This is a genomic window from Microbispora sp. H10830 (assembly GCF_014161375.1).
In the GTDB taxonomy this organism is placed as follows: domain Bacteria; phylum Actinomycetota; class Actinomycetes; order Streptosporangiales; family Streptosporangiaceae; genus Microbispora; species Microbispora catharanthi.
This window is the reverse complement of sequence record NZ_JABBWX010000012.1, coordinates 31,348-57,506: the sequence shown is the minus strand read 5'-3', so window position 1 is coordinate 57,506 and position 26,159 is coordinate 31,348. Positions and strand designations below refer to the sequence as shown.

Annotated in this window: 27 protein-coding genes; 13 read left to right on the top strand and 14 right to left on the bottom strand. The window is 71.1% G+C overall.

The annotated features are described in order from the left end of the window. Positions 1-7: 7 nt before the first annotated feature. The 4 genes from HHX35_RS27810 to HHX35_RS27795 all read left to right on the top strand — a co-directional run bounded on the left by HHX35_RS27810 (position 8) and on the right by HHX35_RS27795 (position 4,191). Positions 8-1,477, top strand: a complete 1,470-nt coding sequence (locus HHX35_RS27810) for a sulfatase-like hydrolase/transferase (RefSeq protein WP_310739344.1) — start codon at positions 8-10, stop codon at positions 1,475-1,477. Continuing rightward, positions 1,474-2,907: a sulfatase gene (locus HHX35_RS27805; RefSeq protein ID WP_220505975.1), complete on the top strand. Its 1,434-nt coding sequence runs from the start codon at positions 1,474-1,476 to the stop codon at positions 2,905-2,907. Before HHX35_RS27810 ends, HHX35_RS27805 begins: the two co-directional genes overlap by 4 nt. Before the next feature lie 2 nt (positions 2,908-2,909). Further along, complete coding sequence (locus HHX35_RS27800; RefSeq protein ID WP_182901664.1) at positions 2,910-3,827, top strand: formylglycine-generating enzyme family protein; 918 nt, start codon at positions 2,910-2,912, stop codon at positions 3,825-3,827. A gap of 145 nt (positions 3,828-3,972) precedes the next feature. Continuing rightward, a complete protein-coding gene (locus HHX35_RS27795) occupies positions 3,973-4,191 on the top strand; it encodes a hypothetical protein (RefSeq protein ID WP_139575597.1) in 219 nt (72 codons plus the stop codon). Between the two features lie 46 nt (positions 4,192-4,237). Here the strand turns inward: HHX35_RS27795 and HHX35_RS43850 are convergent, their stop codons facing one another. Together HHX35_RS43850 and HHX35_RS43845 are read right to left on the bottom strand one after the other, a co-directional pair. After that, positions 4,238-4,570, bottom strand: a complete 333-nt coding sequence (locus tag HHX35_RS43850) for a hypothetical protein (RefSeq protein WP_259405471.1) — start codon at positions 4,568-4,570, stop codon at positions 4,238-4,240. Continuing rightward, entirely contained in the window at positions 4,519-5,112 is a 594-nt protein-coding gene (locus HHX35_RS43845) for a glycosyl hydrolase family 18 protein (RefSeq protein ID WP_259405470.1), read from the bottom strand. Before HHX35_RS43845 ends, HHX35_RS43850 begins: the two co-directional genes overlap by 52 nt. A 22-nt stretch (positions 5,113-5,134) precedes the next feature. Here HHX35_RS43845 and HHX35_RS27785 point away from each other — a divergent pair, with 22 nt between their 5' ends. Beyond that, entirely contained in the window at positions 5,135-6,604 is a 1,470-nt protein-coding gene (locus HHX35_RS27785; RefSeq protein WP_182901663.1) for an ATP-binding protein, read from the top strand. 10 nt (positions 6,605-6,614) lie between these two features. On the opposite strand, the gene HHX35_RS27780 is transcribed toward HHX35_RS27785, so the two are convergent. From HHX35_RS27780 to HHX35_RS27770, 3 genes are read right to left on the bottom strand one after another with little or no spacing between them, the layout of a single operon-like run. After that, on the bottom strand, positions 6,615-7,520 hold the full coding sequence (locus HHX35_RS27780; RefSeq protein WP_396780951.1) for a carbohydrate ABC transporter permease: 906 nt from the start codon (positions 7,518-7,520) through the stop codon (positions 6,615-6,617). A 2-nt stretch (positions 7,521-7,522) separates the two neighbouring features. Further along, a complete protein-coding gene (locus tag HHX35_RS27775) occupies positions 7,523-8,443 on the bottom strand; it encodes a carbohydrate ABC transporter permease (protein ID WP_139575724.1) in 921 nt (306 codons plus the stop codon). A gap of 2 nt (positions 8,444-8,445) precedes the next feature. Continuing rightward, the gene (locus HHX35_RS27770; protein ID WP_240809037.1) at positions 8,446-9,810 is read right to left on the bottom strand and encodes an extracellular solute-binding protein; all 1,365 of its coding nucleotides are present in this window, start codon (positions 9,808-9,810) and stop codon (positions 8,446-8,448) included. A gap of 340 nt (positions 9,811-10,150) precedes the next feature. Here HHX35_RS27770 and HHX35_RS27765 point away from each other — a divergent pair, with 340 nt between their 5' ends. From HHX35_RS27765 to HHX35_RS27750, 4 genes are all read left to right on the top strand, one after another. After that, on the top strand, positions 10,151-12,586 hold the full coding sequence (locus HHX35_RS27765; protein ID WP_182901662.1) for a glycoside hydrolase family 3 N-terminal domain-containing protein: 2,436 nt from the start codon (positions 10,151-10,153) through the stop codon (positions 12,584-12,586). Beyond that, positions 12,570-13,592 carry a LacI family DNA-binding transcriptional regulator gene (locus tag HHX35_RS27760; protein WP_182901661.1) on the top strand — a complete coding sequence of 341 codons (1,023 nt, stop codon included), beginning with the start codon at positions 12,570-12,572 and terminating at the stop codon, positions 13,590-13,592. The genes HHX35_RS27765 and HHX35_RS27760 overlap by 17 nt, the downstream gene beginning before the upstream one ends. Before the next feature lie 87 nt (positions 13,593-13,679). Next, the gene (locus HHX35_RS27755; RefSeq protein ID WP_182901660.1) at positions 13,680-13,997 is read left to right on the top strand and encodes a hypothetical protein; all 318 of its coding nucleotides are present in this window, start codon (positions 13,680-13,682) and stop codon (positions 13,995-13,997) included. A 114-nt stretch (positions 13,998-14,111) separates the two neighbouring features. After that, positions 14,112-15,092, top strand: a complete 981-nt coding sequence (locus tag HHX35_RS27750) for an AraC family transcriptional regulator (protein WP_182901659.1) — start codon at positions 14,112-14,114, stop codon at positions 15,090-15,092. Between the two features lie 18 nt (positions 15,093-15,110). Here HHX35_RS27750 and HHX35_RS27745 read toward each other — a convergent pair whose 3' ends face one another. Further along, on the bottom strand, positions 15,111-15,572 hold the full coding sequence (locus HHX35_RS27745) for an ATP-binding protein (RefSeq protein WP_220505974.1): 462 nt from the start codon (positions 15,570-15,572) through the stop codon (positions 15,111-15,113). A 252-nt stretch (positions 15,573-15,824) separates the two neighbouring features. Here HHX35_RS27745 and HHX35_RS27740 point away from each other — a divergent pair, with 252 nt between their 5' ends. Then, positions 15,825-19,106, top strand: a complete 3,282-nt coding sequence (locus HHX35_RS27740; protein ID WP_182901658.1) for a BTAD domain-containing putative transcriptional regulator — start codon at positions 15,825-15,827, stop codon at positions 19,104-19,106. On the opposite strand, the gene HHX35_RS27735 is transcribed toward HHX35_RS27740, so the two are convergent. The 4 genes from HHX35_RS27735 to HHX35_RS27720 all read right to left on the bottom strand — a co-directional run bounded on the left by HHX35_RS27735 (position 19,107) and on the right by HHX35_RS27720 (position 21,975). Continuing rightward, positions 19,107-20,117 (bottom strand): hemerythrin, encoded by a 1,011-nt coding sequence (locus HHX35_RS27735; RefSeq protein WP_182901657.1) that lies wholly within the window; start codon positions 20,115-20,117, stop codon positions 19,107-19,109. Between the two features lie 100 nt (positions 20,118-20,217). Next, complete coding sequence (locus HHX35_RS27730; RefSeq protein WP_182901656.1) at positions 20,218-20,616, bottom strand: MerR family transcriptional regulator; 399 nt, start codon at positions 20,614-20,616, stop codon at positions 20,218-20,220. A 393-nt stretch (positions 20,617-21,009) separates the two neighbouring features. Continuing rightward, positions 21,010-21,237, bottom strand: a complete 228-nt coding sequence (locus tag HHX35_RS27725) for a hypothetical protein (RefSeq protein WP_182901655.1) — start codon at positions 21,235-21,237, stop codon at positions 21,010-21,012. A 267-nt stretch (positions 21,238-21,504) separates the two neighbouring features. Continuing rightward, positions 21,505-21,975 (bottom strand): MarR family winged helix-turn-helix transcriptional regulator, encoded by a 471-nt coding sequence (locus HHX35_RS27720; RefSeq protein ID WP_182901654.1) that lies wholly within the window; start codon positions 21,973-21,975, stop codon positions 21,505-21,507. Between the two features lie 56 nt (positions 21,976-22,031). Between HHX35_RS27720 and HHX35_RS27715 the strand changes: the two genes are divergently transcribed. Continuing rightward, positions 22,032-22,397, top strand: a complete 366-nt coding sequence (locus HHX35_RS27715; protein ID WP_182901653.1) for a VOC family protein — start codon at positions 22,032-22,034, stop codon at positions 22,395-22,397. A gap of 131 nt (positions 22,398-22,528) precedes the next feature. On the opposite strand, the gene HHX35_RS27710 is transcribed toward HHX35_RS27715, so the two are convergent. Together HHX35_RS27710 and HHX35_RS27705 are read right to left on the bottom strand one after the other, a co-directional pair. Further along, positions 22,529-22,942, bottom strand: a complete 414-nt coding sequence (locus HHX35_RS27710; protein ID WP_139575659.1) for a hypothetical protein — start codon at positions 22,940-22,942, stop codon at positions 22,529-22,531. A 36-nt stretch (positions 22,943-22,978) separates the two neighbouring features. After that, a complete protein-coding gene (locus HHX35_RS27705; protein ID WP_182901652.1) occupies positions 22,979-23,668 on the bottom strand; it encodes a TetR/AcrR family transcriptional regulator in 690 nt (229 codons plus the stop codon). A 168-nt stretch (positions 23,669-23,836) separates the two neighbouring features. On the opposite strand from HHX35_RS27705, the gene HHX35_RS27700 reads away from it, so the two are divergent. Further along, a complete protein-coding gene (locus HHX35_RS27700) occupies positions 23,837-24,331 on the top strand; it encodes a DUF1707 domain-containing protein (protein WP_220505973.1) in 495 nt (164 codons plus the stop codon). Between the two features lie 32 nt (positions 24,332-24,363). Then, positions 24,364-25,005, top strand: coding sequence for a TetR/AcrR family transcriptional regulator (locus HHX35_RS27695; RefSeq protein ID WP_182901651.1), 642 nt, complete (start codon positions 24,364-24,366; stop codon positions 25,003-25,005). A gap of 3 nt (positions 25,006-25,008) precedes the next feature. Here HHX35_RS27695 and HHX35_RS27690 read toward each other — a convergent pair whose 3' ends face one another. Both HHX35_RS27690 and HHX35_RS27685 read right to left on the bottom strand, forming a co-directional pair. Beyond that, positions 25,009-25,350 (bottom strand): flippase-like domain-containing protein, encoded by a 342-nt coding sequence (locus HHX35_RS27690; protein ID WP_182901650.1) that lies wholly within the window; start codon positions 25,348-25,350, stop codon positions 25,009-25,011. Between the two features lie 15 nt (positions 25,351-25,365). After that, complete coding sequence (locus tag HHX35_RS27685; RefSeq protein WP_182901882.1) at positions 25,366-26,121, bottom strand: amino acid ABC transporter ATP-binding protein; 756 nt, start codon at positions 26,119-26,121, stop codon at positions 25,366-25,368. Positions 26,122-26,159: the final 38 nt, after the last annotated feature.

Here is a 26,159-nt window from a genome sequence, read left to right as displayed (position 1 = left end):
GAGCCCGGTGAACGTTCTGTTCCTGATGACCGACCAGCACCGGGCCGACACCCTGGGGACGTACGGCAACCGTCTCGCCGCGACCCCGGTGCTGGACGAGCTGGCCCGGACCGGGACACGGTTCGACCGCTGGTACACGCCCACCGCGATCTGCACCCCGGCGCGGGCGAGCCTGCTCACCGGGCAGGCGCCGTTCCGGCACAAGCTGCTCGCCAACCACGAGAGGAACGTCGGCTACATCGAGGACCTGCCCGACGACCAATGGGCCTTCTCCACGGCCCTGCGGGACGCCGGGTACAACTGCGGGCTCATCGGCAAGTGGCACGTCGGGCACCACCGGCGTGCGGCCGACTTCGGGTTCGACGGGCCGGACCTGCCGGGGTGGCACAACCCCGTCGACCACCCCGACTACCTCGACTATCTCAAGGCGAACGACCTGCCGCCTTACGAGATCCACGACCGCATCCGCGGGACGCTGCCGAACGGCGGGCCGGGCAACCTGCTCGCCGCGCGGCTGCGCCAGCCGGTCGAGGCGACGTTCGAGCACTACCTCGCCACCCGGGCGATCGAGATGCTGGAGCGGTACGCCGCCGAGCCGAAGCCGTTCTTCCTGCAGCTCAACTTCTTCGGCCCGCACCTGCCGTACATCGTGCCGGACGAGTACTTCGACATGTTCGACCCCGAGCTGGTCGAGCTGCCCAAGTCGATCGCCGAGACCTTCGCCGGCAAGCCGCGGGTGCAGGCCAACTACAGCGCGCACTGGACGTTCGACACCATGCCGCTGGAGGTGACGCGCAAGCTCATCGCGGTCTACTGGGGCTACGTCGCGCTCATCGACATGGAGATCGGCCGGGTCATGGACGCCATGCGGCGCCTCGGCCTGAACGACGACACGGCCGTGTTCTTCACCTGCGACCACGGCGAGTTCACCGGCGCCCACCGGCTGCACGACAAGGGCCCGGCGATGTACGAGGACATCTACCGCACGCCCGGCCTGCTGCGGATCCCCGGCCAGGAGCCCGGGGTCGTCCGTACGGAGTTCGTCAGCCTGCTGGACTGCACGGCGACCATCCTGGAGCTGGCCGGGATCGATCCCGCCCCCGCGGTCGACTCGCGCAGCCTCGTGCCGCTCGCCTCCACCCGCGAGGTGCCGTGGGAGCAGGACATCGTCTGCGAGTTCCACGGGCACCACTTCCCGTATCCACAGCGGATGATCAGGACGGACCGCTACAAGCTGGTCGTCAACCCCGACTCGACCAACGAGCTGTACGACCTGTTCACCGACCCGGACGAACTGCTCAACGTCTACGACCACCCCGAGATGGCGGAGGTGCGCGGACGGCTGATGCGGCGCCTCTACCAGGTGCTGCGCGACCGGGGCGACAACTTCTACCACTGGATGACCTCGATGTACGACGTCGGCGACGTCTCCTACGACCCGACGCTGAGCGGACTGGACGAGGCGACCTACCGGTGAGCAGGCGTCCGAACATCGTCATGATCCTGACCGACGACCACGCGTCGCACGCGGTCGGCGCGTACGGCTCGGTCGTCAACCGGACGCCGCGGATCGACGAGATCGCGGACCTCGGCGTCCGGTTCGACAACTGCTTCGCCACCAACGCGCTGTGCTCGCCGAGCCGGGCGAGCATCCTGACCGGGACCTACTCGCACGTGAACGGCGTCTCGACGCTGGTCACGCCGATCGACGCGGCGCAGCCGACGTTCGTGAGCCAGTTGAAGGCGGCCGGATATCGCACCGCGATCGTCGGCAAGTGGCACATGGGGGACGGCCCGGGGCACAACCCTCAGGGGTTCGACTACTGGGACGTGCTGATCGACCAGGGGGAGTACTTCGACCCGTCGTTCCTGTCGGAGGACGGCCTTCGGACCGTCCCCGGCTACGCCACCGACCTCATCACGGACATGGCGCTGAGCTGGGCCGACTCGCTCGACGGCGACGATCCCTACTGCCTGCTGATCTACCACAAGGCGCCGCACCGCCCGTGGGAGCCGGACGACAAGCACGCGGGGATGTACACCGACCCCATCCCGGTGCCCTCGACGTTCGACGACGACTACGCGACGCGCTCGTCGTCGGCCCGGCGGGCCGCCATGCGGATCGCCGAGCACCTCAACGCCGAGGACCTCAAGCAGGACCCGCCCGAGGGGCTGTCCTACGAGGAACTGGCGCTGTGGAAGTACCAGCGCTACATGGAGGACTACCTGGCCGTCGTCGCGTCGGTGGACGACAACGTCGGCCGGGTGGTCGACTGGCTGCGCGAGCGCGGCGACCTCGACGACACGCTGCTGATGTACTGCTCCGACCAGGGCTTCTTCCTGGGCGACCACGGATGGTTCGACAAGCGGTTCATGTACGAGGAGTCGCTGCGGATGCCGCTCGTGCTGAGCTATCCGCGGCGCATCCCGGGCGGCCAGGTGCACATCGGGATCGTCACGAACGTCGACTTCGCGCAGACCGTGCTGGACGCGGCCGGGGTGGCGCACCACCCCCGGATGCAGGGCCGCAGCTTCCTCGCCGACCTGACCGGCGAGCCGGGCCCGCCGCCAGCGGAGGGCATGTACTACCGCTACTGGGAGCACGACGACGTCTTCCACAAGGCGCCGGCCCATTACGGCTACCGGACGTCCCGCTACAAGATCATTTATTTCTACAACGACGGCATGGGCATCCCCGGCACGGGCGCGTTCACCTACCCGGGTGAGTGGGAGCTGTACGACCTGGAGGCCGACCCGGAGGAACTGCGCAACGTCTACGACGACCCGGCCTACCACGAGGTCCGCGAGGAGATGAAGGTCCGCATGTGGCACGCGCAGGCGGCCCTCGGCGACGAGCCGCACCCGAGCCAGCCGGTGCCCCGATCGCTGGAAATCACGGGGGTCTGACCATGTCGGGGAGCTGCTGCACGCCCGCCACGCCGGGACAGCCGCTGGAACCCGTGCGCTTCACGGCACACGGTGTTCATGGGATCGAGCAGGTGCGCCTGCCCGGCGGCGAGTTCCGGATGGGCGACGCCACCGGCGACGGCAACCCCGGCGACGGCGAGGGGCCCGTGCACGCGGTCACCGTGGCGCCGTTCTCGATCGACGCCACGACGGTGACGGTCGCGGACTTCGCCGCCTTCGCCGAGGCGACCGGCTACCGCACCGAGGCGGAGGAGTACGGCTTCTCCGCCGTCTTCCACCTGGCGATGCGCGCCCACCCCGACGACGTGATGGGGCCCGTGCCCGGCACCCCCTGGTGGGTGGGCGTGCGCGGCGCCGACTGGCGTCACCCCGACGGGCGGCTGTCGCAGGCCGAGCCCGACCACCCGGTGGTCCACGTGAGCTGGAACGACGCGATGGCGTACTGCTCGTGGGCGGGCCGGCGGCTGCCGACAGAGGCCGAGTGGGAGTACGCCTCCCGGGGCGGCCTCGACGGCGCCCGCTACCCCTGGGGAGACGAGCTGCCTCAGGACGAGTGGCGGGTGAACATCTGGCAGGGCGTCTTCCCTACCGAAAACACCCTGGACGACGGTTATCTCACGACCGCTCCGGTTCGTACGTTCGCGCCCAACGCGTACGGGCTGTGGCAGACGGTGGGGAACGTCTGGGAGTGGTGCGCGGACTGGTACGCGCCCGACTACTACGTCTACTCGCCCTCGGACAACCCGCGCGGTCCGCTGCGCGGCAGGGCCCGGGTGCTGCGCGGCGGTTCGTTCCTGTGCCACGACTCCTACTGCAACCGCTACCGCAACTCGGCGCGGTCGTCGAACACCCCCGACTCTTCCATGGCCAACGCCGGCTTCCGCACCGTGGCCCTGTGACCAGGGGTTCGTGAATCTTTCAGGGCCGCCGCGGCGGCCGGGCAGGTGGGGACCGTGCCCTCCGGCGCTCTCTGGTCGCCCATGATCAGCGATGCGATAGTGCGGGTGCCGCTCGCCTTGCGGGCGTCTATCCCGGGAGGATCGCATGCGTACGGTACGGGCTCTACTCGTCTCCGCCGTCCTGACCGCCGGCCTGGTGTCCGTCGCCACGGCGCCGGCACACGCGGACAGCATCCGGTACGCCTACTACTACCAGTCGGACTGCTACAACGGCGGCAACCTCGGCATCCAGTGGGGTTGGTGGACCTCCTTCCGCTGCGAATGGGGAACCGGCGGGGGTAACTTCTGGTTCCTCTACGCCTGACGCTTCGACTGGACGCCCCGCACCCGAGTGCGGGGCGTCCAGTGGTTCAGGGCAGGGTGGCGAGGAAGGGCTTGACGGTTCTGGAGAAGTTCCAGTTGTTCGCGGCGTCCCAGTTGATCGACCAGGTCATCGCGCCCCGGATGTCGGGGTAGGTCCGCGAGGGGACGAACGACCCGCAGTCGGTGCGCCGCGCCAGGCAGTTGAGCGCGCCGGTGACCGTGCCGGGGGAGACGACGCCGCCGCCGGCCGCGCCGGGACCGGCCGGCAAGCCGAGCGCGACCTGGTCGGGGCGCAGGCCGTTCTCCAGCTGGATGCAGGCCAGCGCGGTCATGAAGTCCACCGACCCCTGGCTGTAGACCTTCTGGTCGCAGCCGAGCATCCCCCGGAGTTGTAGTACTGCATGTTGACGACGGTGAGGATGTCCTTGACGCCCGCCTTCGTCCGCAGCTCGCGCAGCGCCTGGGCCATGTAGGTGGCGTTGAGGCCGTTCTCCAGGTCGATGTCGACGCCGTCGAACCCGTAGGTCCGCATGATCGAGTAGACCGAGTTCGCGAACGCCGTGGCCGCTCCGGAACTCGCCACCTGCACGTGGCCCGCCTCGCCGCCGACGCTGAGGATGACCTTCTGACCGCGCTGCCTGAGCGCCTGCACGTCGGCCTTGAACTGGGCCTCGGTGTATCCGCCGAGGGCGGTGGACAGGCCGGGGTCGAGGGCGAACGTCACCTGCCCCGGTGTGGTGGTCGCCTCTCCGAACGCGATCGCCACCACGTCGTAGTCCTGCGGCACCTGCGACAGCGTGAGCTCGACGGCGGGGTTGACGAAGTTGTGCCAGTAGCCGGTGAGGGTGTGCTTGGGCAGCCCTCCACCGGAGGGTGGTGAGCGACGAATGATAGTTACAACTATGATAGATGCGGCTATCATTACTTCACGTAAGGAGCAGCCGTTGCTGGAGAAGCCGGAACGCTTGTTCGGCCGGGACACCGAGTGGGAGAACCTCGCCGACTTCGTCGGGTCCCCCATGTCCGGGGCGACGCTCGGGCTGGTCTACGGCCGCCGCCGTCAGGGCAAGACCCTCATGCTCGAACTGCTGGCCCAGCAGACCGGCGGGTTCCTGTTCGGCGCGACACAGCAGACCGAGACGCAGAACCTCACCGACCTCGGGGCGGCCTATGCCGCTCACCGTGGCCTGCGTCAGCCCGTCGCCTTCCGTACGTGGCGTGAAGCCATCGACGAGTTGCTCCGGCTCGGGGAGGACCAGGCCACCCCACTGATCATCGACGAGTTCCCCTATCTCGTCTCGGCGACGCCCGCGCTGCCCTCCTACCTCCAGCAGGCGCTCAGCCCGTTGAGCTACGCGAAGCAACACACTCGGGCCCGGATGATCCTGTGTGGCAGTGCGTTGACGACCATGGCGCAGTTGCTCTCCGGTGGTGCGCCCCTGCGTGGCCGTGCCGGTATGGAGCTGGTGGTCCGCCCGTTCAGGTTCCGTGAGGCCGCGGCGTTCTGGGGGGTCGATCACGATCCGGAGCTGGCGTTCCGGCTGCACGCCCTGCTCGGTGGAACCCCTGCCTATCTGGAGATGAGCGGGGGATCGGGGCCCGCCGGAGTCCCCGAGTTCGACCGCTGGGTTCAGCGGCGCCTGCTGAACCCGGCCTCCGCGATGTTCCGCGAAGGCGGCCTGCTGCTCCGGGAGGAGCCCTCAATCGCCGATCCGACCTCGTACTCGGCCACGTTGAGCGCGATCAGCGCCGGCAACCGTCGGCGCTCGGAGATAGCGGCGGCGCTGGGGCGCCCCAGCAGCGCCCTCGCCCATCTGCTGGGCGGCCTCGAGGACATCGGACTGATCGAGCACATCGACGACGCCCTGCGGGGTAAGCGCAGCGTTTACCGCATAGCCGAGCCCGTCGTGCGGTTGCACCAGCTCGTCATCCAACGCCACGAGGCGGAGCTGGTCGCCGGGCGTGCCGAGCGTGTCTGGAAGACCAACGCGGACACCGTCGCCTCGCAGATCTACGGCGCGCACTTCGAGGACCTCGCGCGGCAGTGGTGCTTCGAGCACGCCTCACCGGACACGCTCGGCGGGGTCGCGAGCGCGGTGCGTCCGACGGAACTGCCGTGCCGGGAGCACCGCCGGGGGCACGAGCTCGACGTCGTCGTCACGGAGTCCGCCTCGTTCGCCGCCGACCGGATCACCGCGATCGGCGAGGCCAAGAGCACCGAGGCCCCTGTCGACGTCCCTCAGCTGGAACGCCTGGAGCACCTGCGCGGGCTGCTGCCCGCCGGCAAGGTCGGCGCCCTGCCCAAGTTGCTCCTGTTCGCGCGCTCGGGGTTCTCCCCCGCGCTGGTCCGCCTCGCCGACAGACGGCCCGACGTGGAACTCGTCGACCTGGGCCGTCTGTACGGCGGAGCGTGAGATCCTCCGTCTACTTGCCGAAACCGGCGGTCAGGCCGCTGAGCAGCTGACGGCGGCCGACCGTGTAGAGGATCAGCATCGGCAGGATGGTCAGCACGACGGAGGCCAGCACGGCGGGCACGTTCACGCCGTACGGTCCGCCCTGGAACGCCGCCAGCGCCAGCGGCAGCGTGCGCTTGTCGGGGCTCTGGGTGAGGATCAGCGGCAGCAGGAACCCGTTCCAGACCTGCAGCGCGTTGTAGATCGACACTGTCACCACGGCCGGGCGCGTGAGCGGGAAGGCCAGGCCCCACAGCGTCTTCCACTCGGTCGCGCCGTCCATCCGCATCGACTCGAACAGTTCCTTGGGCACGTCCCTGATGAAGTTGGACAGCACCAGCACCGACAGCGGGATCGCGAAGGCGACCGACGGCAGGATCAGCGCCGTCAGCGAGTCGTAGAGCTGCAACTTGATGATCAGCAGGTAGACCGGGATGACGGTCGCCTGCAGCGGGATGGCCAGGCCCATGAGGAACAGCGAGTTCACCCCGCGGAGGAAGCGGCTGGCGCCGGCGCTCCGGACGATCGCGTACGCCGCCATGAACGCGAACAGGACCGACGGGACGACCGTGCCGATGGCGACGAGGAGGCTGTTGAGGAAGTACAGCGGGAAGTCCAGGTCGAGCACGAGCCGGTAGTTGTCCAGCGTCGGATCGCCGGGTGGCACCAGCGGGTTGGTGATGTAGTAGTTGGACTGCGTCTTGAAGCTGGTGATCACGATCCAGTAGATCGGAATGATCACCACCGCCAGCCACAGCCAGCCCATCAGCCCGGCCAGCCAGTTGGGGCGCTGGGAGGCCGGTTTGTGCCGGCGGCGTCCGTGCGCCCCTGGCGCCGCGGTGCGCTGGGCTGCCCTCGAGGTGTGGGTCGCGGTCACGGTCAGGCCCCTTCCAGCTGGCTGGCGTTGGGGTTGCGGCCGCCCAGCCGGCGCAGCAGCAGCGCCAGGGCGAGACCCACGAGAACGAGGATGACACCGATCACACAGGCCTGACCCATGAGGTTGGCCTGGATGCCGCGCTTGTACATGTCCAGGGCGAGCGCGCGGGTGGCGTCGCCGGGGCCGCCCTCGGTCAGCACGAAGATCAGGTCGAAGAAGGTCAGGGAGCCGACGATCATCAGGGTGGAGGACGTGATCGCGGTGTACTTGAGCTGGGGCAGGGTGATGTTGAAGAACATGCGGACCCGCCCCGCGCCGTCCAGCTCCGCGGCCTCGTAGAGCGAACGCGGGATCTGCCGTACGCCGCCCTGGTAGAGGAGCGCGTGGAACGGGATGAACTGCCAGGACACGATGAAGATCACGACGCCCATGGCGAGGCTGGGCGTGCCGAGCCAGTCCTGGTTGAGCAGGTCGATGTGCAGCCCCGCGCCGAGCCCGAAGTTCGGGTCGAGCAGCGCCTTGAAGGTGATCGCGATGGCCGCCGAGCTGAGCAGCAGCGGGATGAAGTACAGCACCGCGAGCAGTTCGCGGTAGCGCTGACGGCCCGCCAGGAACACGCCGATCAGGATGCTGGCCGGTGTCTGGACCGCCCAGGAGAGCGCTGTGATCAGGAACGTCACCCACAGCGCGTGCGGCAGACCGGGGTCGCTGAGCACGGCCCGCCAGCTTTCGAGCCCGGTCAGCTTGATCTCGCCCAGCGTGTCCCAGGAGGTGAAGCTGAGCAGCAGGACCCCGACCAGCGGAATCAGCGCGAAGGCGGCGAAGACCACCAGCGCCGGCGTGGCCAGCCACGGCAGGATGACGCCGCCGCGCGCCTTGGGCGCGACGGCGGACGACGTCCTTCTTGCGTTGATAGCGGACATGCTCACTTACCGATGACCGCGTTCATGTTCGTGGCGAACTGCTGCGGCGTGATCGACAGCTGGAACAGCTTGGCGATGTTGTCCAGCAGCACCTCGGCCGCGGTCGGGCTGAGCGCCTGGTCCCACGACTGGGCGAACACCTTGGCGTTGCTGGCGACGCCGTAGATGAAGTTCAGGAACTCGGCGTCCTTGGAGCCGGCGAACAGCTTGTCGGAGCCCTTGACGATCGGCACGCCGCCGGTGCCGACCCAGTCCTTCTGCTCCTGGTCGTCGAGGACGCCGGTGGCGAAGAACTTCTTGGCGATCTCCTTCTGCTCGGGCGTCGCCTTGGAGGAGATCGACAGGTACTGGCCGGGGTTGCCGACGGTGTTGGTCGGGTCGCCCTTGCCGCCGTCGACCCCCGGGAAGTTCATCCAGCCGAGGCCGCCGCTGGGGACGATGTCGCCGCCCTGCGCCTGCTGGATGCCGTACGACCAGCTGCCGTGCAGCATCATCGCGGCCTTGCCGGTGTACAGCAGCGCCTGGTCGGCGTTGGAGTCGGCGGTGACCGAGGAGAAGCCCTTGATGAACGCGTTGGCCTTGATGAGCTCCTGCATCTTGGTCAGGGCCTCGATCGAGGCGGGGTTGTTCCAGGCGTCCTTCTCACCGTCGAAGACGGCCTGGAACACCTCGGGGCCGCCGATGCGGTCGAAGAGGAACTCCAGCCACATCATGTTCGTCCAGCGCGACTGGCCGGCCAGGGAGAACGGCGCGATTCCCGCCGCGTTGAACTTCTTCACCAGGTCGAGGATGTCGCCGTACGACTGCGGCGGCTGGGCGCCGACCTTCTCGAAGACCTTCTTGTTGTAGAACAGGACGATCGGCTGCACAGTCTCGCACGGCATCGCGTAGATCTTGCCGTCGATCGTCGCGGCGCCGAAGGCGCCGGGGAACAGCCGGTCCTTCACGGCGGCGTTCTCGCCGAACCACGAGGTGAGGTCCTCGACCTGGCCGGCCTGCACGTAGCTGCGCAGACCGCCGCCGCCCCAGCCCCAGATGATGGTGGGCGCCTGGTTCGCGCCGATCGCCGTCTTGATCTTCGTCTTGTACGCGTCGTTCTGGATCGTGGTGATCGCGATCTGGCCGCTGGCATTGGCCTTGTTGAACCGCTGGACGGACGCGGTGCGGGGGGCCTCACCGGGCGGGCCCTGGAGGAACCAGTAGGTGGCCTTGCCCCCGCCGCCACCGTTGCCCCCGGCGGCGCCGCCACCCGTGCCTCCGCCGGACGGGGCGGGGCCGGACGTGCCGCAGGCCGCCAACGCGGCACCGAGGGGGAGGCCCATGGAGAGGGTGAGGAAGGTGCGGCGGGATGATGTCCTGGACTCCACGCTGATCTCCGTACGTCGAACGCCGAGGCTGGCCGCGGCTCGTTGAAAAGTAACTCGGACGCGGCGGGGGGCGACGTGGATCGGCACCCCGGTGCCACTGTCCACTCCTTCTTGAAGTCAGCTCGTTTCGAAATATTTCGACACAAGCCGCGTGGCACGCCAATCTAGATTTGCGATACCTGACTGTCAAGAGCGCTCTCACGAGCTCTCCAGCTCAACGTGATGCGTGTGTAAAGTACCGACGAACAGGCGTCACACCTTGTGATCATGGTCGGCCGAAAATTGACGACAGAACTGACCGCGACGCCGAAATGTTTCGAAACTTTTTTGAGGAGAGCAGATGACGGCCCCAGATCGGACGCACGCGGCGGACGGGACGCTCCGGGCGTGGCAGGACCCGGCACTTCCCGTGGCCGACCGGGTCGAGGCCCTCCTCGCCGAGATGACCCTTGAGGAGAAGGTCGGCCAGCTCGGCAGCCGGTGGATCGGCAACGACATGCAGGCGCCCGAGGAGGTCGAGCCCGACAACGCGCACAACGTGGCCCCTATGCAGGACGTCTTCGCCGCCTCGGGGACGGTGCCCATCGAGGAGGCCGCACGCCATGGGCTCGGCCACCTGACGCGGGTGTTCGGCAGTGTTCCGGTGACGGCGGTGGAGGGCGCGGCGGAGGTGGTGCGGCTGCAGCGCGAGGTGGTGAAGCACTCCCGGCTCGGCATCCCGGCGCTGGTCCATGAGGAGTGCCTGACCGGTTTCACCACCTACGGCGCGACCGTCTACCCGGCGGCCATCGCCTGGGGCGCGACCTTCGACCCCGAGCTGGTGGAGCGGATGGCCGCCGCCATCGGCGGGGACATGCGGGCCGTGGGCGTCCACCAGGGCCTGTCGCCGGTGCTGGACGTGGTGCGCGACTACCGCTGGGGCCGGGTCGAGGAGACCCTGGGCGAGGATCCGTACCTCGTCGCGATGCTCGGCGCGGCCTACGTGCGCGGCCTCGAGAAGGCCGGGGTCATCGCCACGCTCAAGCACTTCGCCGGCTACTCCGCCTCACGGGCGGCCCGCAACCACGGTCCGGTCCCCATGGGCCGCCGTGAGCTGATGGACATGATCCTGCCGACGTTCGAGGCCGCCATCGCCGAGGGTGGTGCGCGCTCGGTCATGAACTCCTACTCGGACGTGGACGGCGTGCCCGCCGCCGCCGACCCCTGGCTGCTGACCGAGGTGCTGCGCGACGAGTGGGGGTTCACCGGCACGGTCGTGTCGGACTACTGGGCGATCGCGTTCCTCGCGAAGATGCACCAGGTCGCCGCGGACCACGAAGAAGCCGGGGTGCTCGCGCTGACCGCGGGCATCGACGTCGAGCTGCCCGACACGCTCGGCTTCGGCCGGCACCTGGTCGAGCGGGTGCGGCGGGGCGAGCTGCCCGAGGAACTGGTGGACCGGGCCGCGCGCCGTCTGCTCACCCAGAAGGTGCAGCTCGGGCTGCTCGATCCGGACTGGACGCCGGAGGGGTCGGTCGCCGGTGCGGACGCCGTGGACCTCGACTCGCCGGACAACCGGGCGCTGGCCCGGGAGCTGGCCGAGCGGTCGATCGTGCTGCTCGACGCGGGTGACGCGCTGCCGCTGCTCGGGGAGGGGCGCCCGGGGCCGCGCCGGGTGGCCGTGGTCGGGCCCTGCGCCGACGACCCGCGCACGTTCATGGGCTGCTACGCCTTCCCCAACCATGTGCTGCCCCGCCACCCGAAGCTCGGGCTCGGCGTGGAGGCGCCCAGCCTGCTCGACGCGCTGCGGGCCGAGTTGCCGGACGCCGAGATCGTCCACGAGCGGGGCTGCGACTGGCGGGACGAGGACCGGTCCGGCTTCGCCGCCGCGCTCGCGGCGGCCCGCGAGTCCGACCTGTGCGTGGCCGTCGTCGGCGACCTCGCCGGGCTGTTCGGGCAGGGCACGTCGGGCGAGGGCTGCGACGCCGAGGACCTGCGGCTGCCGGGGACGCAGGAGGACCTGCTGGTCGAGCTGGCCGCCACCGGCACGCCGGTCGTGGTGGTCGTGGTGTCGGGCCGGCCGTACGCGCTGGGGCGGGTGCGCGAGGGGGCCGCCGCGCTCGTCCAGGCGTTCATGCCGGGCGAGGAGGGCGGGGCGGCCATCGCGGGCGTCCTGTCCGGCCGGGTGCAGCCCAGCGGGAAGCTGCCGGTGCAGATCCCGCGGACCCCGGGCGGGCAGCCGGGCACCTACCTGCAGCCGCCGCTGGGCTCCGACAGCCACGGGATCAGCAACCTCGACCCGACACCGCTGTTCCCGTTCGGCTACGGCGCGTCCTACACCGCCTTCGAGGTCGGCGACCTGGAGATCAGCGACTCCGAGGTCTCCACCGACGGGGAGTTCACCGTGTCGGTGCGCGTGCGCAACACCGGCGGCCGGGCGGGCGAGGAGGTCGTCCAGCTCTACCTGCACGACGTGCTGGCGCAGGTGACCAGGCCGGTGCGGCAGCTCGCCGGGTTCGCCCGGGTGCGGCTGGAGCCCGGCGAGAGCGCGCGGGCGACCTTCACCGTGCACGCGGACAGGACCGCTTTCACCGGCCGCGACCTGCGGCGCATCGTCGAGCCCGGGGACATCGACGTCTTCGTCGGCACCTCCGCGTCGGACCTGCCGTGCCAGGGCCGTGTACGGCTGACCGGCCCGCTGCGCCACGTCGGCCACGACCGGCGGCTGGTCACTCCCGTGGAGGTGCGACCGGCGGCGGTCCCCGATCAGGGAGGAACAGATGCCGCCCAGTCGTAGGCGGGCCACTCTCGCCACGGTCGCGGCCTCTGCGGGGGTATCGGTCGCGACCGTGTCGAAGGTGCTCAACGGCCGCAGCGACGTCGCGCCGGAGACCCGTTCCCTGGTGCTGTCGCTGCTGGAGCAGCACGACTACGTCGCACCGCCGCAGCGCCGGGGCGAGGCGGCGCCCGACACGATCGAGGTGGAGTTCGACGCCGACCTCAACGCGTACTCCACGGAGATCGTCCAGGGTGCGGTGCAGGCCGGCGCCGATCTCGACGTGGCCGTGGTGGTGAGCATCCGGCGCGACGCCGACCGCACGGGAGGGTGGGCGCGCGACCTGGTCGCGGCCGGGCGGCGGGCGCTGGTCGCCGTCACCGGCGAACTGACCGCCGGGCAGCTCACCGCCCTGGCCCGGGCACGGCTGCCCCTGGTCGTGATCGACCCGCTGAACCTGCCGAGGGCCAGGGTGACCAGCGTCGGCTCGACGAACTTCGCCGGTGGCATGGCCGCGACGGAGCACCTGCTCGCGCTCGGCCACCGGCGCGTCGCCTACCTCGGCGGCCCGGCCACCGCGGCCTGCAACCAGGCCCGGCTGCACGGCTACCGGGCCGCCATGGAGGCAGGGGAGGCTCCCGTCCTGCCCGGTTACGTGCGGACCGGGCACTTCCACTACCACGACGGCATGGCGGGCGGAGCGGCCCTGCTCGGCCTGCCCGAGGCGCCCACAGCGATCTTCGCGGGCTGCGACGACATCGCGCTCGGCGTGCTGGAGGCGGCCAGGGCGCGGGGGCTGCGCGTGCCCGAGGACCTCAGCATCGTGGGCTTCGACGACACGCAGATCGCCCGGATGGCCTCGCCGCCCCTGACCACCGTGCGGCAGCCGCTGCGGGAGATGGGCGCCGTCGCGGTGCGTACGGCGTTGCGCCTGGCGGCCGGGGAACAGGTCGAGTCCCACCACGTCGAACTCGCGACGGAACTCGTGGTGCGCGGCTCGACCGCCCCCGCGGCGCACACTGGATAGTGAGGCTTGGGGAAGCAATCGGCCGGGGCGAACGTTGCACTATGCAAGAGTCACTGTGCAATGGTCGCGTGAAAGTTGGTGGTCTCGATGACCGTCCAAGCAAAGGCACTCATCACGCTCCTGCCCTCCGACCAGGGCGGTCTGCCGCACGAACTGCCCTTCCGCACGCAGTCGCTGGTGATCTGCGCCTGCGCCGGAGAGGAGGGCATGCGGTTCAGCCGGCCGTTCCAGGTCGCGATCACCGCGGACGACGAGGAGCCGCTGAGCCCGGGAGACTGGCTGCACGTGGTGACCATCGCGACGACCGACGACGACGCGGTCGAGTATCTGCGCCCCGGGGAGCGTTTCCGCCTGTGGTGCGGCCACGACGTCGGCAGCGGGATCGTCTCCCGCCGCCTGATCTGACCGTCCGGCCGGTCCTCACCGCGGCCGTGTCCCGCCGCAGCGGGCCGCGCGCGTAGGCTTGTGTCGCGCCCGCCACCTGCGGGAACGGGGGGCCTGCCCGCTTGGGGAGGCGAAATGGCCGAACAATCGCTACCACTCGCCGCGCATGTGCGGCTGTACACACACGACGTCGACGAGGCCCGTACGCGGGTCGGAAACGACCTCGGCGACCACGGGCTGCGCCCGGTGGATTCGGAGACCCGGTTCGACGCCCGCTTGAACGGGATGACGTTCGACGGAGTCGGGCTGTACTCGCTCGGCTACGGCACGGAGGTGCTGATCACGCCGCAGCCGCTGGACAGCTACCTGCTCGTCGAGATCCCGCTGACCGGCAGGGCGGAGGTGTCCCACGGCCGTGAACGGATCGTGTCGACGCCCGAGCTCGCCTCCGTACTGTCGCTGACGCGGCCCATGTCCATGCGATGGGCCCCCGGGCACGAGTCGCTGATCGTCCGCTTCGACCGCGCCGTGCTCGAAGCCCACCTCGGCAAGCTCATGGGGCGCACGCCCCGCAGTCCGCTCACCTTCTCCCTCGGCATGGACCTGACCCGGCCCCCCGCCCGATCGTGGCTTTCGGTCGTCGAACTGCTCAGGCGAGAGGCGGAGACAGGCGGCGCCATGCTGGAGCAGCCCGTCGCGCTCAGACAGCTGGAGGGGCTGCTGATGACGCAGTTGCTGCTGGCCCAGCCCAGCAACTACAGCGAGGCGCTGTCGGGCGGGCAGCCCCGCGTCGCGCCGACGGCGGTGGAACGGGCCGTGGACGTGATCGAGGCGCGGGCGGCGGAACCGCTCACCGTGGAGGAGATCGCCGAGGCGGTGGGCGTCGGCGCGCGGGCGCTTCAGGAGGGGTTCCGGCGTCAGCTGGAGACGACGCCCATGAGCTACTTGAGGGAGGTGCGCCTCGAGCGGGTGCGTGCCGAACTCACGGTCCACGATCCGGGCGCCACCACGGTCACCGACGTCGCCTACCGCTGGGGGTTCGTCCATCTGGGGCGGTTCGCCCTCGCCTACCGCCGGCGTTTCGGGGAGTCCCCGTCGGAGACCCTGCGCCGCTGAGCGCGGGCGTACGGCCGCTCAGCGGGCCGGCAGGTCCGCCCACCACGTGGTGGTGCCGGAGGGACGGCTCAGAGAGCCGTGCCGGATGGCGAGGGCGTCGACGACGACGCCGCCGCGCCCGCTCTCGTCCGGGGACGGGGCGGTTCCCGGCCACACCGGCGCCGCTCCGCCGTCGGTGATCTCGACCCGGATGACCGGCCGATCGCCGTCGGCGTAGACGAAGAGCCGGAGCTCGGCCGGCGGCAGGGCGTGGAGTACGGCGTTGGTCACCATCTCGGAGATCACCAGCACGACCTCCTGCGCGGTGGTCCCGGGCGTTCCCCAGGCCGCCAGGACACCGAGCGCATGGCGTCGCACGCCGCTGACCTCCTGAGGAGAGTGCGGCACCGGACACGTGTATACGGAACTGACAACCTCGGCCGCGGAGACGTCGGCCCGGTCCATGGTCTGCGAGTTCATCGTGTCGTGCTCCTTGGTCACCAGCGGGCACCTCCCGTGGCGAAGCACCCCGACGCTCCGTGCGCGGCGCGTCGTACGGTCGGGAAGAGCGTCACTTATCGCAGATTAGGCAGGCCATACGAAGGCACGCTATCCCCAAGGCGAGGGCGGGTATCCGCATAACGAACCATTACCCGCAGGCCCGGGCGGACGGCGGGCCGCCGTTGCGGGAATCGAGCGCTCACCCCAACGAGCTGTCACCGTAAAAGGAAACAGACCTATGCTTTTCCCGCTATGGTGCGCGTTCTGGTATTGGGTCACATCGGCGCGGAGGTGGCGGGCCGTCCTGTCGAGCTCGGCACGTCACTCCACCGGGCCGTGATGGCCCGGCTGGTCTGCGCACAGGGGCACATCGTGTCCACCGACCGGTTCATCGACGACCTGTGGAAGGGCCAGCCGCCGCCGAAGGCGCTCGGCGCCCTGCAGGTGTACGTCTCGAACCTGCGCCGTGTCCTGGAGCCCGAGCGGGCGCCACGGGCCGCCGCCCGCGTGCTGGTGAGCGCGCCGCCCGGATATCGCCTCGCACTCGACACCGAGGACGTGGACGCCTGGCTCTTCCCCAAGCTGGTCGACGCCGCGGCCGGCCTCCTCGCCCGGCGCGAACCCGCCGGCGCCTTCGACACGATCAGCGAGGCGCTGTCGCTGTGGACCGGCCAGGCGTACGCGGAGTTCGCCGACCAGGAGTGGGCCGTGCCCGAGGTGGGCCACCTGCTGGAGTTGCGGGCGGTCGCGGTCGAATACCGCGCCGAGGCGGGCCTGGCGCTCGGCCGCCACGCCGAACTGGTCCCCGAGCTGGAACGGCATGTCGCCGCCCACCCACTGCGGGAGAACGCGGTCCGGTTGCTGACGCTCTCCTACTACCGGGCCGGCCGTCAGGGGGAGGCCCTCGCGGTCCTGCGCCGCACCCGGGCCCTGCTGGCGGATGAGCTCGGCGTGGACCCCGGGCCCGCCCTGCGGAGCCTGGAGGCGGACATCCTCGCCCAGGCCCCCTCCCTCGACCTGATCATCCGGGAGCCCGTGCCGGCGCCGCTGGTCGTTCCGCCCGACCGGCCGCGCCCGCCGTCCCCCGGCAGGATGGTCGGCCGTACGAGGGAGCTGTCCCGCCTGACCGCCGCCGCGGAGCAGGCCGGGGACGGGTTCCGGGTCGCGTGGCTCGGCGGGGAGGCCGGGCTGGGCAAGAGCACCCTGGCCGACGCCCTGGTGGGGCACCTGTCGTCGCGGGGCTGGCGGACCGTCGTCGGCCGCTGCCCGGAGACGACGGGCGGGGTGCCGCCCGCGTGGGCGTGGAGCGAGGTGCTGCGCGATCTCGCCGCGACCACTCCGCCCCCGCCGGAGACCGCCGCGCGGCTGGCGCCGCTGCTGACCGACGACGCCGCACCGGTCGGCCAGTTCTGGCTGGCCAGGGCCGTGGGTGACTACGTGGACGGGGTGCCGGGGCCGCTGCTGATCGTGCTGGAGGACGTCCACAGGGCCGACGAGGAGACCCTTCAGCTGCTGCGCCACCTGGCCGTACGGCTGGCCGCGACACCCGTCCTCGTCCTGCTCACGCACCGGCCCGGGGAGTCGAGCGCCGACCTGATGGCGACCGCCGCCGCCCTCGCCGTCCAGACCGTGGAGAACCTGGAGCTGAGCGGTCTCGCACCGGACGAGGTCGCCCGGCTGCTCACCGAGCGGTCCGGCATGGAGGTGGATCGGGCGACCGCGCGGAAGGTCAGCGAGCGCACCGGCGGCAACCCGTTGTTCGTGAGCGAGACGGCGCGGCTTCTCGCGATCGACGGCCCCTCCGCGGTGAACGTGCTGCCGCCCGGGGTGCGGGACCTGATCCGGCGGCGGGTGGCCCACCTCCCCGGCGCGGTCCAGGTGACGTTGCGCAACGCGGCGGTGCTCGGCAGGGAGGTCGACGCCGACGTGCTCATCGCGATGCCGGGGGCCGACGAGGAGACCGTGCTCGACGGGCTGGAGGCGGGGGTGCTGGCCGGGCTGCTGGAGGAACCCCGGCCGGGCCGGGTCCGCTTCGCCCACGTGCTGGTCCGCGAGACCCTCTACGAGGACATTCCCCGGCTGCGGCGCGCCCGGATGCACCGCAAGGTCGTGACGGCCCTGGAGACCGTGCGGCCCGGGGACGTCGGGGCGCTTGGGCATCACGCCCTCGCCGCCGCGACCACCGCGACCGCGCCGGCCGCGGCGGAGTACGCGTCGCGCGCGGCGGCCCAGGCGTCCGCGCTGTACGCCCACCGGGACGCGGCGGCCTTCCTGGACGGCGCGCTGAGTGCGCTCGATCTCGCGCCTGACCCGCCCGATGCGCTGCGACTCGACCTGATGTGCCGCCTGGTGTCCGCGCTGGCGCACGCCGGTGAGGTGGAAGGGGCGCTCGACGCCCGGGCGAAGGCGCTGGCCGTCGCCAGGAGAACCGCCGATCCGAAGGCCGTCGCCCGGGCCGCGGTGGCCTTCGACGCGCCCGTCATCTGGACCATCCAGCCGGAGCGGAGGCTCGATCGCGATCTGGTGCACGCCATCGAGGACGCGATTCCCCGGGAGACGGGCGAGCCACGCTGCCTTCTGCTGGTCACGCTGTGCCACGCCGTCGAGGGACACGACGGCGCCCGGGTGGAGACGGCGAGCACGGAGGCGGTGGCCATCGCCCGCGACATCGGTGACCCCCACCTGCTGTGCATGGCGCTGAACGCCCGATACTGGGCCTGCCAAGCCCCGGACAGGCGCGAGGAGCTCGAAGGACTGGGGCACGAGTTGCTGCGGGTCTCCTCGTCGGCCGGGCTGCTCGGCTACCAGACGCTCGGCCACGCGGCGCTCTGCATGGTCGCGCTGAGCCGAAACGACTGGGCCGGCGCCCGGCACCACGCCGACCAGGCGGCGGAGCACTCGACGAGCGGCCAGCTCGGCCACGCCCTCGGCATCCTCGCGTTCCTCGACGCCCTTCATCTGCTCTTGCGGGGAGAGTTCGAGCAGGCCGAGGAGGCGTACACGACGCTGGGCAAGCGGATGGCGGAGTCGGGGGCGTCGATATCGTCCCTCATGGGCGCTGTGGGCTGTTTCGCGGTCCGTCTCGCGGCCGGACGCTTCGACGAGTGCGTGGAGGCGATCACCCCGGTGTGGGAGCGGATCCCGCAGGAGGTCGAAGAGCTGTACGCCCGCGCTCTCGTGGCGGCCGGCCGCCTGGAGGAGGCCAGGGCCGTGTGGCCGGCGGCCCTCCCGCGCCGTGACTTCTCCTGGGTGGGCATGATGGCGGCGCGGTCGGTGACCGCGATCGCGTTGGCGGACCGCGAGGCCGCCGGAGAGTGCTACCGCCAGCTCCTCCCCGTGGAGGGGGAGATGGCCGGGATGAGCAGCGCGTCGGTCACCTTCGGTCCGGTGGCCCACACGCTCGGCGACCTCGCCGTCTTCCTCGGCGGGCCCGAGGCCGCGGCGGGACACTACGCCCGTGCGGTGGAGGTGGCCCGGCAGGTGGGCTCCCCCCACTGGGAGAAGGCGGCTCGTGACGCGCTCGCGCGCCTGTGATCAGCGAGGACGCCGGAGCGCGGGAACGGGCTGCCCGCGTCGCGCGGCCTCCCGTTCGAGTCGCGGTGCCAGGGCGCGGGCGGTCCGCATCATCTTCCGCACCTGCCCGAGACGGCTCCCGCTGAGGCTGAAGTCGGCCAGGGCGCGCTCGACCCGCACGTGGACCCCGTCGGGCAGGGGCGTGGCCTCGCCGACCAGCACGACGTTCTCCTGGCCGCTCATGTCGGCGCCATGGGTGTGGAAGGTCAGGCAGGCCCGTCCACGCGCCAGGACGCCGGGCGGGCCGGTCCGCACGAGGAAGCCGTCGTCCACACGGGTCGCGCCCAGCGAACGCAGCGGCAGGGGCCAGCCGTCCTCGCCGATCACGGTCAGCACGGGATCGCCGAGGCGGACGGCGTGGTCGGCGCGCGGGCGCCAGTCGGCGGGCGGCTCCAGCCACCCCGGAGCGCCGGCTCCTGTGGGGGCGGGATCCGACGGCGGCGCGGTCGCTTCCGGGGCCGCCTCCCACCGCTGAGGAGGCGCGTCGAGCCGCCCGTGCGGCCACCACAGCACGCGCAGCGGAGTGACCTCGATCCATATCCGCGCCCAGTACCAGGCCTGGCGTCGCACGAGGAACCACGGCTGCCGGGCGATCGCCCGCGGATACTTCGCCAGCGTCCGCCGCAGATAGAGATCGGTGTTGGCCTGCAGATCCCCGTCGCGTACGGTGGCCAGGCCCTGGACGAGCACGACGGGAGGGCCGGAGACGGGCGACCCCGTGGGGTCGGAGAACAGCAGCGCGACCCGGGGGTCGCGTCTGGCCCGCTCGGCCTTGGACGGATAGGTCAGGCCGGTCGAGACGTCGACCGTACGGCCGTCCTCGGCGACGTAGGGCCCCACTGGCCAGGTGATCGGCGCGCCGGTACGGGTGAGCGAGGCGTACTCGCACGTCAGCGCGTTTTCGAGCACCGGAAGGATCTCGGCGGGCCAGTTCGTGCGCCCGGCCGTGCCGGACGCGGGCGACAGGGACATCCCATGCTCCCTCGCAGCGGAATTCCTCACGCCGGTGAACCTAGGCGGCAGGGCTTAGGCGGCACTTGGGACGGACTTAGACAGGCACGAGGGAGACGGATCAGCGGGCGGAGGTGGTTTTCGGGACGTTCAACCGCTGACGCCGGAGCTGCTCGGCGAACTCCCTGGCCATCGCGAGCTGCTCGCGCAGTTTGTCGGCGCGTTCCGCGACCGCCTTCTCGAACAGCTGCAGCCGGGAGAGCAGGCCGGGGTCGTCGTCGCCGCGGGTGAGCCGATCGGTGATCTCCAGCAGGTCGCGCATCTCCTCCAGCGTGAACCCCAGCGGCTTCATCCGCCTGATCAGCGCCAGGCGCTGCACGTGCTCCTCGCTGTAGAGCCGGAAACCCCCCTGCGTACGGGCGGGCACGACCAGGCCCACCTCCTCGTAATGGCGGATGGTGCGCAGGGACAGCCCGAGCCGCTCGGCGACCTCACCGATCTGCACCAGACCTTCAGGCATCGCTCCGCTCACCTTTCCTACCCCCCGTGGTCGCCGCTCCCGTGCGGCTACCGTCGCCACTCACGGCCTACCCTCACGTATGGGTAGGGTTTCGCAGAACAGCTCCCTGGAACTCGTCGGTGACGATATCTCTCGTCCGGGAGTCCGGCTGGAGGGGAGGACAAGCATAAGGCCCCGAGCCCGCCCTGGTGGAGCCCTCGGCAGCGCCGGCCCCCACCGCGACGGCGCGCCCGGCGAGGGGGAAGGGCCAGGCGGGCCGTGCGGTGGCGTTGACGCCTGCGATGGGCGAGCACGCGGCGAAGCGGAGTCCCACCGCAAGCGGGGCAGACTCTACTCTCACGGAAGGTTATAGAGCAATAACCCCCCGATGCCCGGCGGAGCGAGCGCGTGCGATCAGTAGGTGCTGGGCTCCGGCTCCTCGACGTTCCACGTCACCGTGCCGTCCGGCTGGACGCACCGCCGGCGGACCCGGGTGACCAGTTGTGTCGGCAGTTGGAGCGCCGCCACCCAGGACCCGTTCCTGCTCCGCTCGAAGCAGACGTTGTCGCCGTTGACGACGACGCGGTCGGCGGTGAGGGTGCGCTGAAAGCCGCTGTACATCCTGACGCGGTAGACGGACATCGTCCTCCTCTCCACGTGCGGTCTCTCGTGTGGCCGGACCCACCGCGGAGGAGGCTCCCGCGCGAGCCGGCCCCCGCGGGCGGCGGGGCCGCCCGGGTCCCCGGCCTCCCGGCGGTCACGACGCGGGGCGCGGGGACGTCGCGGGACGGCTGCCGCGTCGGCCGGGAGAACCACGTGACTCGCATCACCCTACTCTGACGTCAGAGTAGGCAAATCCCGAGGGTGGGCGGGGGCATGTCTTCCCGGCCCTGCGGGGTGGCGGCTCCGCTACCGCTGTCGGCGGACCGGGGACGGGCGGTCCTCCAGGGCGTCCGTCATCCGCTCCAGGTGGCCCAGCAGCAGGTCGGCCTGCTCCGCGTCCAGGTCGGCGGTCATCCGCTGTTCGATCTCGAGCACGTCGCCGCGCGCGGCGGCGAGCCGGGCCCTGCCCTCCGCCGTCAGGGTGGTGGGCAGGGCTCTGCCCTGCGGCGCGGACGCCGGCCGCTCGACCAGCCCGGTGTCCTCCAGGTTGCGGAGCAACACGTTCATCGACTGCCGGGTCACGAAGGCGCCCCTGGCCAGCTCGGCGTTGGACAGCCCCGGCCGCTGGTCGAGCAGTTCCAGGCAGACGTACTGCGGAGTGGTCAGGTCGTGGCGGCGCAGCGCGGCGTCCATCGCCGAGCGCAGGGCCGCCTGGACCCTCTTCAACTGGTAGCCCACCAGGCGGCCGAGGTCGGCGTCGTTGCTCCCTTGCCTCATGTCAGCATTCTGACATATGGTCGCTTGTGTCAAAGCTCTGACATAGGAGGAAAGCCGTGACCGTCACCGGAGTGGACTTCGTGGCGTTGCAAGTGCGCGACCTGGAGGCAGCGGCCACGTTCTACGAGAAGCGCCTCGGGCTGCGACGAGACCCGGCGGGGCCGCCGCACGCCGTGGTGTTCGCCACCGCGCCCATCCCGTTCGCGGTGCGCGAGCCGCTGCCCGGCGTCGACCTGGAGGCGGCCCCGCGTCCGGGCCTCGGGGTGGCGCTGTGGTTCAAGGCCGAGGACGCCCAGCGGCTCCACGACGAGCTCGCCGCGGCGGGGGTGCCGATCCTGTCCGAGCCGGTCGACGGGCCGTTCGGCCGGACGTTCTCCTTCAGCGACCCCGACGGGTACGCGGTCACCGTCCACGACAGGTGAGCGAGGCCCGCGCGGGACGTGACGGATGACCTGTCCGCCGCCGTCCCGCGCGGGCCCCGTAGCGCACTCTCCCGCTCTCGCTTACCCCCGGAATCCGGTCTCATGCACATCCCGTGGACCGGGCGCCCCGGTCACGTCAGCAGGCCGATGCCGAGGGTAAGCACGCCCGCCGCCAGGCAGAGCGCGCCGAGCCAGAGCAGGATGATCAGCCGGTTCGGCCGGGTCGCATCCCGTCCGAGGGACGACAGGAAGAATCCGGCGGACATCAGCGCGGCGGCGGCCGGCACGCCGAGCCGGGCGGTCCACAGGGCGACGCCGTCGAGGCCGGTGGCGTCGACGAAGAGGAGGCACACCAGTCCGAGGGTGACCAGCACCCCCGCGTGCGCGTGCCCGGCGCGGGCGAACGTCTGCTGGAAGGGCGTCATCGGCACCGCACCGCGGACGATCCGGGTGAGGAACCATCCGCCGAACTCGATGGTCACGACGGTCAGCAGGACGGCGCCGGCGATCACCTGGGTCGGCTGGCTGAGCTGCAGGGGGGTCATTGGGCACTCCTGTGAGGATGGTGGTGGGGGGGGACGTCAGCGAGCGGCGCCCAGGGCGGCCTCGGGAAGGCCGAGTGTCCGCGCGAGGTCGGTCAGCTCCGCCTCGAACAGATCGCCCGCCTCGTCGCCGATGATCCGCGGGAGGCCGAGCGACTCCAGGCAGACCATTCCGTAGAGCCGCGTCCAGCAGCGGGTGAAGGCGGTCGCGGCGGCGGTGGAGGGCATCGTGATCTCCAGGATCTGGACGAGCCGCTCGGCCAGCGGCTCGATCCGCGGCTCGCGGGGCCAGGGAGCGGGGGAGGCGCCGCCGTAGTCCTGCCATGCTCCGGCGAAGATCTCCCCGAACAGCTTGCCCACCTGGCCTCGCGCACGGCGGACGGCCTGGTTCTCCTCCTCCGGCGGGGACACGACCAGGGAGAGGTGGAACTCCCGGGGGTGCTCGACCGCCCAGCGCCGCAACGCCCTGCTGGCGACGACGAGCCTGCCCGCCGTGTCCGCCTCGTCCACCTCGCCGACCCGGGTGGCGACGAACTCGGTGAGCTCGTCCAGGATCGCCACGATGACCGCGTCGAGGAGGGCGCGGTGGCCGTCGAAGTAGCGGTAGACCCCGGGCGGGGTCATCCCCATCTCCCGGGCGACCGCCCGGATTGTCAGCGCTTCTACGCCTTGGGTCGTCAGGATCTCGCGGCTCACCGAGATCAGCTCACGCAGCGTGGCGTCACGCACCCTCTGGCGTCGTGAAGGACTGGTCGTCGAGGACCCCGCCATCGGTCTGCCCCCCCTCTTCTGTTGACACATGTCAACTGTAGCGTATTGCGTTAGCTAACGCGTTCGTGCGATGCTCGGGTTACCCACGTTCGCGGTCATCGCCCGCCCGACCCCTGGAGGCCTCCCTTGGACACCGACTCCGGCACAGCGCTGCGCTCCAGGCCCGCCGCCGCCCCGGCCACCGCGCCCCGGGTCGGCGCCGCCGAACGCGACCGTGCCGTCGAACTGCTCGGCGACGCGTTCGGCGCCGGTTATCTGACCAAGGAGGAGTTCGACGAGCGCCTCGACGTCGCCACGCGAGCGCGGCACCGCACCGAGCTCGACGCCCTCCTCGCCGACCTGCCGGCCAAGCTGCGTACGTCGAGGGACCGGGCGCTGCGCCGGGCCCGCAAGGCCAGGGCGGCCAGGCTCGGCGTGCGCATCCACGCCGGCGTCTATGCCGGCACATCGCTTCTCATGGTGGTCGTCTGGCTCGCCGTCGGGCGGGCGACGGACTTCTGGTATCCGTGGCCGATCTGGCCCGTTCTGGGCTGGGGCGTCGGAGTGCTGGGCCACGCCGTGCCCGTGACCCTGGCGGTCCGCGCCCGCGAGCGCCGGAAGACGTTTAATTCAATTGCTTGACTTGCCGCATCGATTCCGGTGCGCTGGTGAGGATGACCGGTAAGTCACGAGCCGAACGGGCCGGCGTGACCCGCGAGCGGATTCTGTCGGCGGCGGAGCGGCTGTTCGCCGAACACGGCGTGTTCGCGGTGTCCAACCGCCAGGTCAGCGAGGCCGCGGGGCAGGGCAACAACGCCGCGGTCGGCTACCACTTCGGCACCAAGGCGGATCTCGTACGCGCGATCGCCCGCAGACACGCCGAGCCGGTCGATCGGATACGCGAGCGGATGCTGGCCGACATCGGCGACTCCGCCGACGTACGCGACTGGGTGGCCTGCCTGGTCCGCCCGGTCACCGAGCATCTGGCCGCGCAGGGCAACCCGACCTGGTACGCCCGTTTCCTCGCCCAGGTGGTGACCGATCCCGCGCTGCGTGCGATCATCGCCGAGGAGACGCACACCTCGCTGCGACAGGCGTTGGACGGGTTCATCCGCTGCCTGCCCGAACTGCCCGCCGAAGTCCGGGCGGAGCGCGGCGACATGGCGCGGCAGCTGATCACACACGTGTGCGCCGAACACGAGCGCGCCCTCGCCGAAGGCGCCCCCACGCTCAGATCCAGCTGGCACGGCACGGCGACCGGGCTGATCGACGCGCTCGTCGGGCTGTGGCTGGCACCCGTTTCCCGGGATTCGTGAGCTTCACCCCACCGGACGCACGCCCGCCTCGTCCTCATGGCGGCCGACGACGCCGAGCAGCCACCGTCCGGCCGTGGCCAGCCGGGCCCGGACCCCGTCGCGGAGCAGCAGCCAGGCGACCCAGCCGGCGGCGAGCACGGCCCAGTACGAGATCAGCCGGTAGAGCGCGACGACGGCCGCCGCCATGCTGCCGGTGACCCCCGCTCCGACGAACGTCGCGGCCATGCCGAGCTCGGTGACGCCGAGCCCGCCGGGGATGACCGCGACCGTCGCCGCGATCTTGCCCGCCACGTAGCCGAGCAGCACGGTGTGCGGCCCCAGCCCGACCCCCGCCGCCGCGCACACGGCGGCAGCCGGCGCTCACTTCTCGAACGGGCCCTCCTGGGCGCCGAGGACGCTGGACAGGAACGCGCGGGTGCGCTCGTGCTCCGGGGCGGCGAGAAGCTCGCGGGGGCGGCCCTCTTCGACGACCACGCCGTCGGCGAAGAAGGCCAGCCGGTCGCCGACCTCACGGGCGAAGGCGATCTCGTGGGTCACCACGACCATCGTCATCCCCTCGGCGGCCAGGCTCTTCATGACCTCCAGCACCTCGTCCACCAGCTCGGGGTCGAGGGCGGAGGTCGGCTCGTCGAACAGCATCAGCGCCGGGTTCATCGCCAGCGCCCGGGCGATGGCCACCCGCTGCTGCTGGCCGCCCGAGAGCTGGTGGGGCCGCTTGTGCGCGTGGTCGGCCAGGCCCACGCGGTCCAGGTGCTCCATCGCCAGTGCCCGCGCCCGATCCGGCTGCGTGCCCAGCACATGGACGGGGCCGCAGGCCACGTTCTCCATCGCGCTCTGGTGGGCGAACAGGTTGAATCGCTGGAACACCATGCCGATGTTCCTGCGGAAGGCGGCGAACCGCTTGGGCGTCCAGGGGTGGTATCTGCCGTCCCGCAGCGTGTGGCCGACCTCCTCCCCGAGCACGCGCAGGCTGCCGCCCAGCACCGGCTCCAGCCCGTTGAGGCACCGCAGGAACGTGGACTTGCCCGAGCCCGACGGCCCGATGACGCAGCTCACCTCGCCGGAGGCCACGGTGAAGTCCACCCCGTTGAGCACCTGCACGCCGTTGTAGCCCATCCGGACGTCCGACGCGACCACGACCGGGGCCGCGCCGT

What these genes read in the sequence shown, in the direction of transcription:
- HHX35_RS27800 (WP_182901664.1), top strand. Translation starts at nt 2,910, where the DNA reads ATGTCGGGGAGCTGCTGCACGCCCGCCACGCCGGGACAGCCGCTGGAA.
- HHX35_RS27795 (WP_139575597.1), top strand. Translation starts at nt 3,973, where the DNA reads ATGCGTACGGTACGGGCTCTACTCGTCTCCGCCGTCCTGACCGCCGGC.
- HHX35_RS43850 (WP_259405471.1), bottom strand. Translation starts at nt 4,570, where the DNA reads ATGCTCGGCTGCGACCAGAAGGTCTACAGCCAGGGGTCGGTGGACTTC.
- HHX35_RS43845 (WP_259405470.1), bottom strand. Translation starts at nt 5,112, where the DNA reads ATGATAGCCGCATCTATCATAGTTGTAACTATCATTCGTCGCTCACCA.
- HHX35_RS27775 (WP_139575724.1), bottom strand. Translation starts at nt 8,443, where the DNA reads ATGTCCGCTATCAACGCAAGAAGGACGTCGTCCGCCGTCGCGCCCAAG.
- HHX35_RS27765 (WP_182901662.1), top strand. Translation starts at nt 10,151, where the DNA reads ATGACGGCCCCAGATCGGACGCACGCGGCGGACGGGACGCTCCGGGCG.
- HHX35_RS27760 (WP_182901661.1), top strand. Translation starts at nt 12,570, where the DNA reads ATGCCGCCCAGTCGTAGGCGGGCCACTCTCGCCACGGTCGCGGCCTCT.
- HHX35_RS27755 (WP_182901660.1), top strand. Translation starts at nt 13,680, where the DNA reads ATGACCGTCCAAGCAAAGGCACTCATCACGCTCCTGCCCTCCGACCAG.
- HHX35_RS27750 (WP_182901659.1), top strand. Translation starts at nt 14,112, where the DNA reads ATGGCCGAACAATCGCTACCACTCGCCGCGCATGTGCGGCTGTACACA.
- HHX35_RS27740 (WP_182901658.1), top strand. Translation starts at nt 15,825, where the DNA reads ATGGTGCGCGTTCTGGTATTGGGTCACATCGGCGCGGAGGTGGCGGGC.
- HHX35_RS27735 (WP_182901657.1), bottom strand. Translation starts at nt 20,117, where the DNA reads ATGTCCCTGTCGCCCGCGTCCGGCACGGCCGGGCGCACGAACTGGCCC.
- HHX35_RS27730 (WP_182901656.1), bottom strand. Translation starts at nt 20,616, where the DNA reads ATGCCTGAAGGTCTGGTGCAGATCGGTGAGGTCGCCGAGCGGCTCGGG.
- HHX35_RS27725 (WP_182901655.1), bottom strand. Translation starts at nt 21,237, where the DNA reads ATGTCCGTCTACCGCGTCAGGATGTACAGCGGCTTTCAGCGCACCCTC.
- HHX35_RS27720 (WP_182901654.1), bottom strand. Translation starts at nt 21,975, where the DNA reads ATGAGGCAAGGGAGCAACGACGCCGACCTCGGCCGCCTGGTGGGCTAC.
- HHX35_RS27710 (WP_139575659.1), bottom strand. Translation starts at nt 22,942, where the DNA reads ATGACCCCCCTGCAGCTCAGCCAGCCGACCCAGGTGATCGCCGGCGCC.
- HHX35_RS27695 (WP_182901651.1), top strand. Translation starts at nt 24,364, where the DNA reads ATGACCGGTAAGTCACGAGCCGAACGGGCCGGCGTGACCCGCGAGCGG.
- HHX35_RS27685 (WP_182901882.1), bottom strand. Translation starts at nt 26,121, where the DNA reads ATGGGCTACAACGGCGTGCAGGTGCTCAACGGGGTGGACTTCACCGTG.